A 14,360-nucleotide genomic window follows, 5' to 3' on the forward strand; every position below is an offset into this window, starting at 1 on the left:
GTTTTATTTATTGGACAAGCCTATCAAGCATTTATACCGACAAAATCAAAATCGACTACTGGGGTTTCGTTTTGCATCATCAAACTAATGGCTTTAGCAGAGCCGCAAGCATACATCCAGCCTAATGTACCATGTCCAGTGTTGAGCCATAAATTATCAAAGGTAGCACTGCTATCTTGGCTACCGTGGTAATTTTGTCCGATATGAGCGCGCCCGATCAAAGGTACGCTTGAGGGTGTCATAGGATGCAAACCTGCCCAGTACTGAGCAGAGTTAGCGATAACACCTTTAGGAAATAGCTGTCTTACGCGGCGCGTAATAGCCTCGCAGCGAGCTTGGTTTAAATCCAAACTATAACCATTAAATTCGATAGCGCTTGCCACTCGCAGCTTGTCACCAAGACGTGATATTACCAATTTATATTCATCGTCAATAAGGCTAATAAATGGCGCTAAATGCGGAGCACGCGGATTGACTCTATAGGTTGCAGAGTAGCTTTTGGCCGCAAAGATAGGCAATTGCACCTCCAACGGTTTTACTAGAGGCATACTATCGTGACCAAGTGCGAGAACATAACTATCTGCACTAAAGGTCTGAGCGTTTTCATCGATGGGACGGATAGTAATACTGTGAATGTGCGGCGCACTGGAGTGTACATCACTATTAAGAGCTAAAACCTCAGTATCATACATAAATCGCACGCCTGCTTCAGCGCAGCGCTCAGCTAAGTTCTTGGTAAATAAGTAGGCATTGCCTGATTCATCGAGACTGGTATAAGTGGCACCAATCAGTCTATGAGCAACCGGATATAGCGCCGGCTCCAAGCTTGCCGCATTATTGATATCGATAAAGCGGCGGTTACAGCCCAGCTCTTGCAGACGTTCAGTAGGCGCACTAGCAGCATCAAAAGCGGCTTGATTGGTATAAAAATGCATCACTCCGCGAGTTTTATGCTCATATTTGATTTGGGTCTCGGTACGCAGTTTTTGCAGGGCTTCTTGTGAATATAATCCTAGACGTACCATTTGTATAAGATTGGCATCTGAATGTTCAGCGCGGCACTCACGCAGAAACTGCATCGCCCACTGACGCTGTGACTTATCAGCGCGCAGACGATAAAGCAGCGGTGCATCCTCGCTGAAAAAGCCTTTAAGCGCTTCAAAAGGGGTTTTGGGGTCGGCCCAAGGTTTAGCGTTAGCTACCGATAAGCTGCCGCTTGCAAATAAAGTTTGCATGCCAGCACCTGACTCTCGCTCAATGACGGTGACCTCAAAACCTGCTTGCCGTAAATACCAGGCAGTGGTCACGCCCACCACGCCTGCTCCAAGTACTGCAATATGTGTCATAGTAGTCCTGATTAGTTATCCTAATTATAGGTGACGTTTTTGGCTCAAGACTTACTGGCCCCCTTTATTTTACTGAGGGCGAGCAACATCGACTTGCAAAGCAGATGGCAACTCAAGAATGTTTAAATCACTATCTGCTAGCTGCTCTGGACGCGCAACGACCAAAGCCTCAAAACCCTTGTCAGTGGCAATAGCGTTGACTATTTGAATCTTGTCTATTTTATCGCCTGCTGCTGGCACCTCGCCTGCACCTGCTACACGATGTAAAAACGCTTTTGGCGCAGCTTTAAAATAGATACGAGCGATGACTTCTTGACCTAAATAGCAACCTTTATCATAATCTATACCGCCGCGCTGATGCAGACGCAGCTCTTGCGGCTGAAACTGACCTTGCGTTGCCGCCACTATCCAATAGTTACCTGTCGCAACACTACGCTGCATCCAGGCTCGAGTATCTTCTGCTGTATTATGGTCATCCTTATGACTAAAGGTCGGTTCATCAGCGAGTACACAAGGGTAAATAGCTACAGGTGCACTGGTTTCAAACTTTGAAAAAGCGCCATACTTAGTTAGATGAGCTTGTAAAGACTGTGCACAATCGCTACTAACAACCACGTCGTAGTGTTTTTCGTCTTGTTTCTTTATCCAAAGACCAAAATCAATACGGCCCTTTAAATTACTAAGCGCCGTTGGCTGATAGCTAAGCCCAAGTTTGGTTAGGTCAGATGTGATCTGATTTTGCAAAAATTTCTCAGCATCCTCGCCTTGAATAGTCAATTGTACAAACTGCGGTAGCAGTGATGAATTCAGAGCATCATTCATTGTTATTATTCCTGTCATTTAAAACACATGGATTAGGTTATAGATTGGGTGCTATGACTGATTTTCAACCAAGCGGATTGGTTAAAATTAGCCACTTGAGCTACAATGCTAGGATTAGCATAACCCTAATTTATAGAGTCTAAAGAGAAAATTATGTTACCTAATTGTCCAAAATGTGATGCTGATTATACTTATGAAGATGGCGCGTTGTTGGTTTGTCCCATGTGTGCTCATGAGTGGACAGCTGCTGAAACCGATGCTGCAGAGGCTGACGCGGCACAAGCCAATATCGAAGATAACGTCATTCGCGATGCCGTCGGTAATGAGCTGCAAGATGGTGATGCCGTAACGGTGATCAAGGATCTAAAGGTGAAAGGCGCATCGACATCCATAAAAGTCGGTACGAAAGTAAAAAGCATCCGTTTGCTTGACGATCCCGTAGACGGACACGACATCGACTGTAAAGTAGACGGCTTTGGGCAGATGAAACTTAAGTCTTCGGTAGTCAAAAAGGCTTAATAAGCTCTTGCACGTATAGACAAATGCAGAAGAGCTAAAAGTATTAGCCGTCTATTTTGTTAAACTTTAGTAGGCGCGAGGTGATTGAGCCTTTAGTGCGCTCATGCTGCCCAGCGAGCATAGCAATAGAGTGGCCATTATCAAAAGCAGCTATGAGTTTTTGATCTTCTTCTTTATTCCAAGGCTTACCGGCGTTGACTGGCAAATTAGCTCTACGAATATCAGCTTTGATTTTGCTTTCAAGTGCAGGAATCGCGGTTTGCAGCGCCCTTTGAATGTCACTATGTAAACATAAACTATTAGCGGATAAAGGTTCATCAGATAAAGGATTAATACCATCAATCAGGGTTTGAATAATAGTGATGGCTTCTTGGTTGTTCATAGGGATTGCAGCCGCTGTCTTGATGGATTCATGTACTAAAGTGGTCATTATATAGTAGCTCCGTTTATATAAAAAGTTAGACAAAAGTTTATCAGGTCTTTTTACTATATTACAGAAATAAAAGTTTAGCAAATTCAAATGTCAGCAAATACAGTTTTTAAGACTGGGACTGTTTTACTGGGACTGTTTTTTATTGTCAGCAAAATTTAAAACCTACTGAATAATCGCTACAATGGACTATTCGTCCAAAATTCTAATAAATAAAGGTCATCATTATGAGTACTAAAAACGAACAACTTTTCGTGCAAGCCCGCAAACATATTCCGGGCGGCGTTAATTCACCTGTACGTGCTTTTGCTGGTGTCGGCGGTACGCCTGTTTTTATGCACCGTGCTGAAGGGAGTAAAATTTACGATACCGAAGATAACGCCTATATCGATTATATTGGCTCTTGGGGTCCCATGATTTTGGGACACGCGCATCCAAAAGTCATCGAGGCGGTAAAAAAAGCGGCTGATGATGGCTTAAGCTTTGGTACGCCAACGCCGTTTGAGACGACGGTTGCAGATAAGATTTGCGATATCGTGCCTAGCGTTGAGATGGTGCGGATGACCAGCTCCGGTACTGAGGCGACAATGAGTGCTATTCGTTTGGCGCGTGGATTTACAGAACGCGACAATATCGTCAAATTTGAAGGCTGCTATCATGGCCATTCCGACAGCTTATTAGTAAAAGCTGGGTCGGGTATGCTTGATATCGGTGAGCCGACTTCAAAAGGGGTACCGGCGGACTTTGCTAAGCACACCATTACTATCCCTTATAATGATCCACAAGCGATAAAAGACTGTTTTGAGAAGTGGGGCGAGACCATTGCTTGCGTTATTGTTGAGCCTATCGCTGGCAATATGAACATGGTGATCCCCGAGCAAACCTTTCATGATACTTTACGTGATCAGTGTACTAAGCACGGTGCAGTGCTGATCTTTGATGAGGTTATGACGGGTTTTCGCGTAGGACTTGGCGGCGCGCAAGGGCACTTTAATATTAAGCCTGATCTGACCTGCTTTGGTAAAATCATTGGGGCAGGTTTACCAGTAGGTGCTTTTGGCGGTAAGCAAGAGATTATGGAGCATATCGCGCCAATGGGCGGCGTTTATCAAGCCGGTACGCTATCGGGTAATCCGCTGGCGATGCGTGCGGGTATCGCGATGTTTGAGGACTTAACCGTCGATGGTTTTTATGAGGATTTATCAGCCAAGGTTGATCACTTAGTTGATGGCATTCAAACGGCGGCTGATAAACATGGTATCCATTTGCGTACCAACAAATTGGGCGGTATGTTTGGCATATTTTTTGTCAAAGATAGCGCTACTAAAACTCCACTTGATTTCGATGACGTGACTGCTTGTGATATGGACGCCTTTAATACCTTCTTTCACGGTATGTTAGATCGCGGAATTTATCTGGCGCCCTCTGCTTATGAAGCCGGTTTTATGTCTATCAAACATAGTGATGAAGACTTAGAGGCATCAATCAAGGCTGCTGATGAAATCTTTGCTCAGATGGCAGCAGCATAGCTTAATGGTTTAAAAAGCTCAACAGTTTTAAGAAAACTATAACTAAGCCAGCATGACCAATATAGAAGGTCATGCTGGCTTTTTTATAAAACTAAAATCTTGGTCTGATTAGTATAAATAATAGTCTAGCAGTATATAAAATAAATAATAAATCATGCTATGCTAATATTAATACCTATAGGCTTAAAACCTTTAACTTTTTTGAAACTAACTATCTTGGCAAGGACGCTGACCTATGAATGCTACTGCTGACAATAGCTCGCCTAGCAAATCTGTGCCACCATTATGGCAGGTGAGCTATGAGCAATATGGACTTAGAAATAATTTAGAAGTACTAGAAGGCAAACAAAACCTGCTCGACCTACTACAGCCAAAAATCAATCAGTATGGTGAGTCCACAGCTTTTAGTATGGGAGCTGCAAAACTAAGCTTTGTGCAGTTAGATATTGCCAGTCGCCGCTTTGCTGCCTTTTTACAAGCTCAGGGCATAAAAAAGGGCGAGCGTATCGCCGTCCAGTTGCCCAATATATTACAGTACGCTGTCGTGATGCTCGGTTGTTTGCGGGCAGGAATAGTACTGGTCAACGTCAACCCTCTGTATACTCACTATGAGCTTGCGCATCAATTAAGCGATGCGCAAGCTTGTGGGCTTATTATTCTTGATGGCATGTCATCTGCTTATGATCAGCTTGAGGACGATGTCAAAGCGCAGTTGTCGGTCGTGGTGCACTGCTCCATTGATCCCAATGTCACCGATGCAGACAATGATATTTCCTTGTTGCAACAAATCAATAAATTATTGACTGGTACACCCATCAATAAAGACTTGAAACGTCAGGTGAAATTTGCCCACATTATGAGCGAATACCATGCTGACCAATATCAGCCGGTGTCTATTGAGCGTGACGATTTGGCATTGCTGCAATACACTGGCGGCACCACAGGCAAGCCTAAAGGCGCGATGCTTACTCACTACAACGTCATGGCTAATGTCTGTCAGTGTTATGCCATGTTTGGCAAGGCTATTGAAGCGGGCCGTAGTGAACAAATCAAAATCCTAAATCCTTTGCCGCTTTATCATATTTTCTCGTTTACCGTTTGCGGCCTACTTGGTATTTATGGCGGCTGGGAAGATGTTTTAGTCACTAATCCACGCGATATCGATGGACTAGTCAATACTATTGAGCAGCATCGTCCACACGTTATTCCGTCAGTCAATACCTTGTTTAATGCCATGCTCAACCATCCTAAGTTTGCCAGCCTAGATTTTAGCCGTTTAGCGTTATCGATTGGTGGCGGTACGGCAATCATTAAAGCCATCTCTGATCAGTGGCAACAAGTGACTGGAATGATTATCAATGAAGGCTATGGCATGTCGGAGACCGCGCCGGTGATCTCTTTTAACCCACCAGGTATTACCAAGTTCAATGGTAGCGTCGGTTTGCCTCTAGCGATGATGGCAATCAAAATCATCGATGATAAAGGTGGGTCGTGCGCTGTTGGAGAGCCTGGGGAGGTTGGTATTAAGGGGCCGCAGGTAATGCGTGGCTATTGGCGACAAGATAATACCTTAACCTTTACAGAAGATGGTTACTTCAAATCAGGCGATATTGGCGTCCTTGACGCAGCGGGTTTTTTAACTTTGGTTGATCGCAAAAAAGATATGATTCTGGTCTCAGGGTTTAATGTTTACCCCAATGAGGTAGAAGCGACGCTTACTGAACACCCCAAAGTGTTAGAAGTAGCTGTTATTGGTATTGAAGACGACCATAGCGGTGAGGTGCCTAAAGCTTTTGTGGTCAAAAAAGATCCAAGTCTGACCTCAGAGGAATTAACCGCTTTTGCCAAGGATCGCTTAACCGCTTACAAGCGTCCACAGTCTTACGCCTTTATTGACGAGTTACCAAAGACGGCGGTTGGCAAAATACTGCGTAAGTCGCTACGCTGATTACTAAAGCTAAATATTAGATAACCAAACAATAAAAGCCGTTAAGCTGTCTTTAGAAGAGCTTAATGGCTTTTATTTTATAATTGAAATACTTAGTCTTAAGAACTAGCTGGCTCGTTTGGCTACATTAGATCTTGGTTTATCAAATTTGCGATCCACCAAGCTTAGATTACCGCGTAGCACGTCGGTATACATGCGAAAATCACTGACAAAGCTTTGTAGAGGAAACTTAAAAGAAGCCGGTTTGTTTTTCTCGAAGAAAAAATGTCCAACCCAAGCACAAGCGTAGCCTGCAGCGATACCTTTGAGAACGGGTTTAGGTGAACGAATTTTGACAGACTTTGCCAATCCTAACAAACCAAAGCTACTACCAGCAAAGTGCAAACGGCGACAAGCCATGTTTTGATGCTCATCTAAATAAAAATCGTAAAAATTATACTTTGCAAGCTCACTCGTATTTGTGACATCATTGCTCATATTCGTACTTTTGAGCGTATTGGTAGTCGGTTGTACTTGGGTGTGGTCAATTGTATTCATGGTCGTAGCTTCCCTTGCTAATTGCATATGTTAACTGATCAGACTTGCTAGCGCTAAATTGATAATAATACTAGAGTAGCAGTATTCTTGAAACGAAATAAAAAGAATTACATAGTCATAAATAGGGTATAAATGATAATCATCTAGTAGTTATTAATAGTTCTAGTAGTTACTAACAGTTGTGTTTTTAACTCAGAATGTAGCAAACCGTCATAACGAGCATAAGTTATTCTACATGTTACCCTGTTCCTTCCCTTATTTAAGTTTAGCTTAAAAGTGTTACCGTTAGCTTGCCAGTTTTTAGCAAAAGTGCTTTAATAACAAAATTTACCGATAGTATATAGGTTTATGCTTTTAGCCACTATAACTGTTGCAGTATCCTTTGTCAGTTGACATCATGAGTCATTTGTTATCATTTATCCAACCCATCCAATTTGGTAATCGTCTGCCCTATGCTTAATAAATATCTAGCAAACCCGCCACTCGCTGATGATGAGCTAATGGCGGCCATTGATATTGGCTCCAATAGCTTTCACTTAGCTATCGCGCGCCTTGATCATGGCGAAGTACGAAAAGTAGTTTCTATGTCTGAAAAGGTACAACTAGCTGCAGGCTTAGATGAGCATAATATTTTAGGCGTAGCGGCCATACGCCGCGGACTTGAATGCCTAAGTCGTTTTGTCGCGCGCCTTGATTCGGTATCGCCAAAGCGCATCCGTATCGTTGCCACCAATGCTTTGCGTCAAGCCAAAAACGCTGATGACTTTATTAAACGTGCTAATGAGATATTACCGAAACCTATTGAGATCATTGCTGGTCGTGAAGAGGCGCGCTTGATTCATTTGGGCGTCTCGCATACCAATGCTAGTAGTGACAAGCGTTTGGTCATCGATATCGGCGGCGGATCTACAGAGTTTATTATCGGTAAAGGGTTTGAGCCGCTATTGACTGAAAGCTTACAAATGGGCTGCGTGGCTTTTACCAAAAAATTCTTCGCTGACGGTCTGATTACCAAAGACGCTTTTAACAACGCAACTACTGCCGCACGCAAGGAGATATTGGCCATCAATGGTCAGTACCAAAAGACAGGTTGGAGTAGTGTGATCGGCTCCAGTGGTACCATCAAAGCGGTCAGAAACGTATTAGTATCTAAGGGCTGGGCTGATGATCAAGAGCGTATTACTTATCAAGGGGTCAAAAAGTTAGAAAAACTATTGATTAATATTGGGGATGTGAGTGCTATTGAGCTAGAAGGCGTCAAAGAGCATCGTAACGCTGTGTTTCCAGCAGGGGTTGCGGTACTGCGCGCAGCAATGAAGGTGCTAGGTATCGATACCATTACCTATTCTGATGGGGCGCTGCGCGAGGGCGTTATGTACGATATGTTAGGTCGCTTTGCCAGCGAAGATGTGCGAGATCGAAGTGTGCTGGCCTTGATTAAGCGTTATTCTGTAGATAAAAAGCAGGCCAAGCAAGTGGTTAAGACCTGCCAGCATTTGCTTGAGCAAGTGCAAGATGAGCTGGGTTTAAATAGCGATGACGCTGATTTATTAAGGCGCGCCGCGTTTTTACATGAGATCGGTTTAGCCATTAGTCATAGTAATTACCATCGGCACAGCAGCTATTTGCTTGAGCACTCAGATATTCCAGGATTTTCACAGGTAGATCAAAAACGTATGGCGCAGCTGGTGCTCAGTCATCGGCGCAAGCTTAAGACCGATATACTTGAGCAAACTTGTACAATTGGCGGTGACCAATTGGTTTATTTATGCTTGCTATTGAGACTGGCAGTGCTAGCGCATCATAGTCGTAGCGAATATAGCCCACCTGACATGCAGCTGAACATTATAGATACCAATCACTGGCAAATGATGGTCGCTACTGATAAAAAACACTATGCTTTTTTATTGTCAGACTTGAGCGCAGAGATTGAACAATTTGCCAAATGGGGTGTTAGGTTAGAGGTAATTAAAGCACCGCTACCTGCCTAAGCGGTTATCTTATTTCTATGAGTCACTACACTGTTGAATACATCAAAAAACACAGGCCTTGATAATACACTAAGGTCTATAAACTGTGCTACTATAAGTTTTATTGAGTTTACAACTGTACCTGTTTATTTAGAGTTTATGCTCAAACCAGTTATTATTGATATGAATGATATGAAACTAACGAAGGAATACGCTTATGAGTACTGTTTGGGATAGCGTTCAGCTGGCACGTCATGCCAAGCGTCCATTATTCATGGACTATGTTAATCAGCTGTTTACCGAGTTTGATGAGCTGCATGGAGATCGTGCTTATGCTGATGATAAAGCTATTATTGGCGGTCTGGCGCGTTTTGCTGGCAAGCCGGTTATGGTCATCGGTCAACATCGGGGCCGCAGTACCCGTGAGCGTATTGCTCATAACTTTGGTATGGCCAATCCTGAGGGTTATCGCAAAGTTATCCGCTTGGTTAAGATGGCAGAGCGCTTTAATGTCCCTGTTATGACCTTTGTCGATACACAAGGTGCTTATCCAGGTATCGGTGCCGAGGAGCGCGGACAGGCACAAGCAATTGCTGAGAGTATTGCCGTATTTTCAAGCTTGCGTGTGCCTATTATCGTAACTGTTGTCGGTGAAGGCGGTTCTGGCGGTGCGCTAGCTATCGGCTTTGGCGATAAAGTAAACATGCTACAAAACAGCATTTATTCTGTCATCTCGCCTGAGGGCTGTGCCTCTATTCTTTGGCGCACGGCTGAAAAAGCGCAAGACGCTAGTGAGGCCTTAAAATTAAACGCGCTTAACTTATATCAGCTAGGTCTGATTGATGCTGTTATTGAAGAGGGTGAGGGGGCGCATCTGCAGCCGCAGCCTGTGATGAATGCGCTAAAAGACTTGCTGCTTGAACAATTAAACGAGTTACAAGAGCTGGACGCAGAGGCTCGCTGCGAGCAACGTTATGAGAAGTTTAAAGCCTTCAATTCAGAGGTTATGTTGCCAAGCTAATGGTTTGACACACCAAAATTAATTATTTAACACGGTTTAATACTTTAATGATAACGTGCTATAAAATAGCACGTTTTTTTTATGGGTACCATTATGACCAGCAGCGCCATCAAACCCTATCCTGCCGCGCCAATAGCAGCAAATCTGCCAATTGCTGCAGTGCTTGCCGATGCGCTACTGGTAAGTGTGAATGAGTATCGTAGGCAGCTGCACGGTCGCCGCATTTGGCTGGCTTGTAGCGGTGGCCGTGATTCATTAGCGCTTGCTGCGATATGTTTGCAATTATACCGTCAAGGCAAATTACCTTTTTTACCGCAGTTATTGCATGTTGATCATAATCTACAAGCGGGTAGCCAGCTCTGGGCGCAGCATGTTGCAAAATGGGCAGCAGCGCAGCAAATGTCTTGTACGATCTTGCAGGCACAGGTAGATGGTCATGACGAGCAGGCAGCAAGGCAAGCGCGTTATCAAATCATGGGTGCGCACATCAATCAAGAGGATGTTTTACTATTGGCGCATCATGCCGATGATCAGGCAGAGACGGTACTGATGCGCCTAATTCAGGGCGCAGGCGTCAAAGGTCTATCTGGTATGCAATCATGGCGCGTCACTAAGCAAGGCGAGCAGCAGAGTATACTATGGCGGCCTTGGTTGTCAGTACGCAGGGCTGCTATTAGCCGCTATGCCAAACAGTTAAAACTACCTTATATTAATGATCCAACCAACGACAGCGGTGATAATGTGCGTAGCAGTTTGCGCTGTGATGTGATACCGCTATTAACGACTTATAATAACAATGTAATTGAAAATATTGCCCGTAGCGCGCAGCTGCTTAGCGACGCACAGGCTATCGTAAGTGAGCAGGCAAATAAAGACATGCACTATAGCGCTATTGAGCGACTATGCTATCCACCAGTGCAGCGGGCGCTGGATATTGATCTGCTGCAAACGCTCCCTATCTACCGACAACGCCAGCTGCTGCATCACTGGCTAGCGCAAGACGAACCGCTACCGCCTAACAAACAGTTGATAGACGACGTCCTAAGCCTAACCCAGCGCGCTGATCATGACCATCAAACGCAATTAGATTGGCAAGGCCGCTATCAGCACTATAGTGTGCGTCGCTACCGCCAGCAGCTGTATCGGCTCAGTGAGACTTGGCTTACATGGTTAGAGCTGCCCCTTGCTGAGTCAAAAGTATTAATAGAACCTTTTTTACCAGACTCTCATTCGGCGACTGATCAATCGTTGAGCATTACTTTACGAGATAGTGATCGTTGTCATTGGCAATTGATAGTGAAATTAGATCATTTACTAGCATTTATTAATGCTAATTTTGTTAATAAAGAAAATCATAATATAGCTTTACAAGTAGCGCCATTAGATCGACAGCAGCGACTACAAACGGCTTTGGCAACGCGTCCGCAAGCTGGGAAAAAGTTGTATCAAACACTGGGCGTGCCTGTATGGCTGCGCGACAGCTTAATCGTTGTCAGTGTTATAGATGAGCAAACGGGCGAGAAATGGCCTTTATTATTGCTATCACCATTTGAGAGCTGGGTATTGGGCGTCGATAAGTTAGCGCTAAAGATGACAAATACTGACAATTTAGTAGATAGCATTATCAGAAATGTACTATAGTCAATTCGAAATAAAATCGATACGCTAACATTACCAGTAGCACTGTATCAGTTTTATAGTGATTCAAATATACAAGTAAGCTATTAATTTTTCACCATTTTAATGTCTATTATCCTAGTGCTTTCGTATAGCTCTTCACTGTTTTCTCCATTAGCTACAAAGCCAAGTTTCTCATAAAAGTTGATAGCATTTAGATTGGTTTTAAGCACCCATAGATAAAAGTGGGCGTTGGCGTTGGTATTCAATAGGTATTGTAATGAAACATCTATCAGCGCCGTACCTATACCTAAACTATGATACTCAGGTAAAACATACAAGGTCGTGATTTCATAGTTATCAGCGGTCGCAAAATATCCAATAAACCCTAAGTTATTATGATTGTCATCATAAGCTATCCAAATCATTACATTAGGATGGGATAAAAGCTTCTGCCACATAATTATCTTTTCTGACAAATCATTTTTCTGTTGTACATACGATGCAGGCAAAATATCTGCATAAGCAGCATGCCAGCTTGTAAAATGAATGTTAGCAATATCCAAATAATCATGTGAACTGGCCTTACGCACAAAAAACATCTCTTGCTCCGCAGTTATCATTTTTAATTTATCAAACGGCAATAATAGCAGTATGCTAAACTAGGCGTCATTTAAATATTATTATGCTCAACTATAGTTTGTTCAAGACTATTTATGCTATTTTTAGACTTTGTCAGCTTGGTACCATATTAGTAGGAGACCGCTATGTCCGTATCATCTTTAAATAACGAAAAATCAAATAATGACAAGCTAAGTAACGATAAGCTGCATGACAAAAAAATCAGCTTTATTGGTGGCGGCAACATGGCGCAAGCCTTGATAAGTGGCCTGCTTGCTTGCGGTGTTAAGCCTGAGATGATTACCGTTTCAGCACCTAGCATGGAGACGCGTCAACGCTTTGCTGATCAGCACATGCATACCGTTGACGCCAAAACAGAGCCAAAAGCGGCCATTACTGGTGCTGATATTGTAGTACTGGCTGTCAAACCACAGGTGATGAAAAAGGTCGTTAGCGCCTTTGCTGATGCCTTAGATGAGCAATTAGTGATCTCGGTTGCTGCTGGCTTATCGACTGAGGTTTTATCTGACATGCTTGGCGGCTATCGTCATATCGTACGTGCAATGCCTAACACTCCAGCAACTATTCAGATGGGCGCTACTGGTCTATATGCTACTGCTAACATCACTGATACCCAAAAGCAGCTTGCTGAGGCACTGATGGCAGCGTCCGGTCTGGCAATGTGGGTAGATTTTGAGCAGCAGATGCATGCGGTCACTGCGGTAGCTGGCTCCGCGCCTGCGTATGTGTTTTACTTTATCGAGTCGATGATTGATGGCGCTATAGCGTTAGGGCTAGATAAAGAGCAGGCCTCAGCACTTGCCATGCAAACCGTGTTAGGAGCGGCACAAATGACCATCGACAGTGAAGATAGTCCAAGCGAGCTGCGCCGTAAAGTGATGTCACCAAACGGTACTACGCAAGCGGCGATTGAGTCTATGCAGCACAATGAGATCGCTCGTCAAATCGGCGAGGCTATGCAAGCGTGTTATGATCGTAGCCAAGCGCTTAGCGAAGAGATGAAATAAAACATGGGTAACGCTACTGATCTAACTAATAGATAGTAAAGTAATTGTATTGTCGTTTATTTGCCCAATATCAATTAGGTTATCCTCCATGCATTTAGCATTTATCAATCCGGCATTTACTAATACAAGCATTTACCAATACAGGTACATTGAGTAACTCTTCATGAATAATATGTTATTGCAAATTTTTGATTTGGTCACCACCTTTGCCATGTTGCTAGTGTTTATACGCTTTATGCTGCAATTTGCAGGGATGGATGCTAGCGACCCTATGGTAAGCCCAGCTTATAAAGCGACACATATTGTCGATGTCTTTGGACGTATTTTTCCAACCGTGGCGCAGGGTCGTATTAGTATTGCTGCTATTGTGCTGATGTTTCTTATTCGGCTAGTGGATATCTCAGGTAAGGCGGCATTAACTAATCAGGGTATCGCTCCTGTACCGCTATTTTTTACCGGTTCAATCAGTTTAGTGCTAGACTTCTTGCGTATGTGTCGCTACCTAGTTATTGGCTCAATTATCGTCAGCTGGATTGTGGTCTTTACCAATTCTATGCATCCTATCATCGGTATTATTATGCGCTTAGCTGAGCCAATTTTGGCACCATTTCGCCGTATCACGCCCAATTTAGGAATGCTAGATCTATCTCCACTCGTGGCCTTTTTTGCCTTCTATCTGATCGAGATTTTTATCGGCGGTTTGGCAGCAAGCTTTATGCCTATGCTAGGCTAGGCTGATTAAATTATAGCTAGCTAGTGAACTACAAAAAAGACGCCTATTTTTATAGCGCGTCTTTTTTTATACAAGTCTATATCGACTACTGTCTTGTCCGCAACTTTCTATGTTAAAAGGTTGGGTTAAAAGGTTTAAATGAGTATTTGCATGGGCTCGATTATTATATAGATGCCATATTATGACGAAAGTATGAAAAGTATGATGAAAAAACGAGTACAACGCTTGCAATTCGTTAT

13 protein-coding genes are annotated in these 14,360 nt (G+C 43.5%); 8 read left to right on the forward strand and 5 right to left on the reverse strand.

Annotated features, from left to right (window positions below):
* Nucleotides 1-23: 23 nt before the first annotated feature.
* Both ACR63N_RS01090 and ygfZ read right to left on the reverse strand, forming a co-directional pair.
* On the reverse strand, nucleotides 24-1,346 hold the full coding sequence (locus tag ACR63N_RS01090; RefSeq protein WP_367107389.1) for a D-amino acid dehydrogenase: 1,323 nt from the start codon (nucleotides 1,344-1,346) through the stop codon (nucleotides 24-26).
* A 69-nt stretch (nucleotides 1,347-1,415) separates the two neighbouring features.
* On the reverse strand, nucleotides 1,416-2,168 hold the full coding sequence (gene ygfZ / locus ACR63N_RS01095; RefSeq protein ID WP_367105012.1) for a CAF17-like 4Fe-4S cluster assembly/insertion protein YgfZ: 753 nt from the start codon (nucleotides 2,166-2,168) through the stop codon (nucleotides 1,416-1,418).
* 150 nt (nucleotides 2,169-2,318) lie between these two features.
* On the opposite strand from ygfZ, the gene ACR63N_RS01100 reads away from it, so the two are divergent.
* Nucleotides 2,319-2,687 carry a zinc ribbon domain-containing protein YjdM gene (locus ACR63N_RS01100; RefSeq protein ID WP_367107400.1) on the forward strand — a complete coding sequence of 123 codons (369 nt, stop codon included), beginning with the start codon at nucleotides 2,319-2,321 and terminating at the stop codon, nucleotides 2,685-2,687.
* Nucleotides 2,688-2,730: 43 nt separating this feature from the next.
* On the opposite strand, the gene ACR63N_RS01105 is transcribed toward ACR63N_RS01100, so the two are convergent.
* Complete coding sequence (locus ACR63N_RS01105) at nucleotides 2,731-3,117, reverse strand: hypothetical protein (protein WP_367107388.1); 387 nt, start codon at nucleotides 3,115-3,117, stop codon at nucleotides 2,731-2,733.
* 227 nt (nucleotides 3,118-3,344) lie between these two features.
* On the opposite strand from ACR63N_RS01105, the gene hemL reads away from it, so the two are divergent.
* Together hemL and ACR63N_RS01115 are read left to right on the forward strand one after the other, a co-directional pair.
* Entirely contained in the window at nucleotides 3,345-4,646 is a 1,302-nt protein-coding gene (gene hemL, locus ACR63N_RS01110; RefSeq protein ID WP_367107387.1) for a glutamate-1-semialdehyde 2,1-aminomutase, read from the forward strand.
* Between the two features lie 235 nt (nucleotides 4,647-4,881).
* A complete protein-coding gene (locus tag ACR63N_RS01115) occupies nucleotides 4,882-6,594 on the forward strand; it encodes an AMP-binding protein (RefSeq protein ID WP_367107386.1) in 1,713 nt (570 codons plus the stop codon).
* A 105-nt stretch (nucleotides 6,595-6,699) separates the two neighbouring features.
* Here ACR63N_RS01115 and ACR63N_RS01120 read toward each other — a convergent pair whose 3' ends face one another.
* Nucleotides 6,700-7,071, reverse strand: coding sequence for an Mpo1-like protein (locus ACR63N_RS01120; protein ID WP_367107399.1), 372 nt, complete (start codon nucleotides 7,069-7,071; stop codon nucleotides 6,700-6,702).
* A gap of 512 nt (nucleotides 7,072-7,583) precedes the next feature.
* On the opposite strand from ACR63N_RS01120, the gene ppx reads away from it, so the two are divergent.
* From ppx to tilS, 3 genes are all read left to right on the forward strand, one after another.
* Nucleotides 7,584-9,122, forward strand: a complete 1,539-nt coding sequence (gene ppx, locus ACR63N_RS01125) for an exopolyphosphatase (protein WP_472782340.1) — start codon at nucleotides 7,584-7,586, stop codon at nucleotides 9,120-9,122.
* 196 nt (nucleotides 9,123-9,318) lie between these two features.
* Nucleotides 9,319-10,122: an acetyl-CoA carboxylase carboxyltransferase subunit alpha gene (locus tag ACR63N_RS01130; protein ID WP_367105017.1), complete on the forward strand. Its 804-nt coding sequence runs from the start codon at nucleotides 9,319-9,321 to the stop codon at nucleotides 10,120-10,122.
* A 93-nt stretch (nucleotides 10,123-10,215) separates the two neighbouring features.
* Nucleotides 10,216-11,763, forward strand: a complete 1,548-nt coding sequence (gene tilS / locus ACR63N_RS01135; protein WP_472782341.1) for a tRNA lysidine(34) synthetase TilS — start codon at nucleotides 10,216-10,218, stop codon at nucleotides 11,761-11,763.
* Between the two features lie 83 nt (nucleotides 11,764-11,846).
* Here tilS and ACR63N_RS01140 read toward each other — a convergent pair whose 3' ends face one another.
* Nucleotides 11,847-12,341: a GNAT family N-acetyltransferase gene (locus ACR63N_RS01140; protein ID WP_367105019.1), complete on the reverse strand. Its 495-nt coding sequence runs from the start codon at nucleotides 12,339-12,341 to the stop codon at nucleotides 11,847-11,849.
* Nucleotides 12,342-12,605: 264 nt separating this feature from the next.
* Between ACR63N_RS01140 and proC the strand changes: the two genes are divergently transcribed.
* A complete protein-coding gene (gene proC, locus ACR63N_RS01145; RefSeq protein WP_472782696.1) occupies nucleotides 12,606-13,388 on the forward strand; it encodes a pyrroline-5-carboxylate reductase in 783 nt (260 codons plus the stop codon).
* A gap of 163 nt (nucleotides 13,389-13,551) precedes the next feature.
* Nucleotides 13,552-14,121, forward strand: a complete 570-nt coding sequence (locus ACR63N_RS01150; protein ID WP_367105021.1) for a YggT family protein — start codon at nucleotides 13,552-13,554, stop codon at nucleotides 14,119-14,121.
* Nucleotides 14,122-14,360 lie beyond the last annotated feature (239 nt).

Source organism: Psychrobacter sp. M4, from assembly GCF_055699795.1.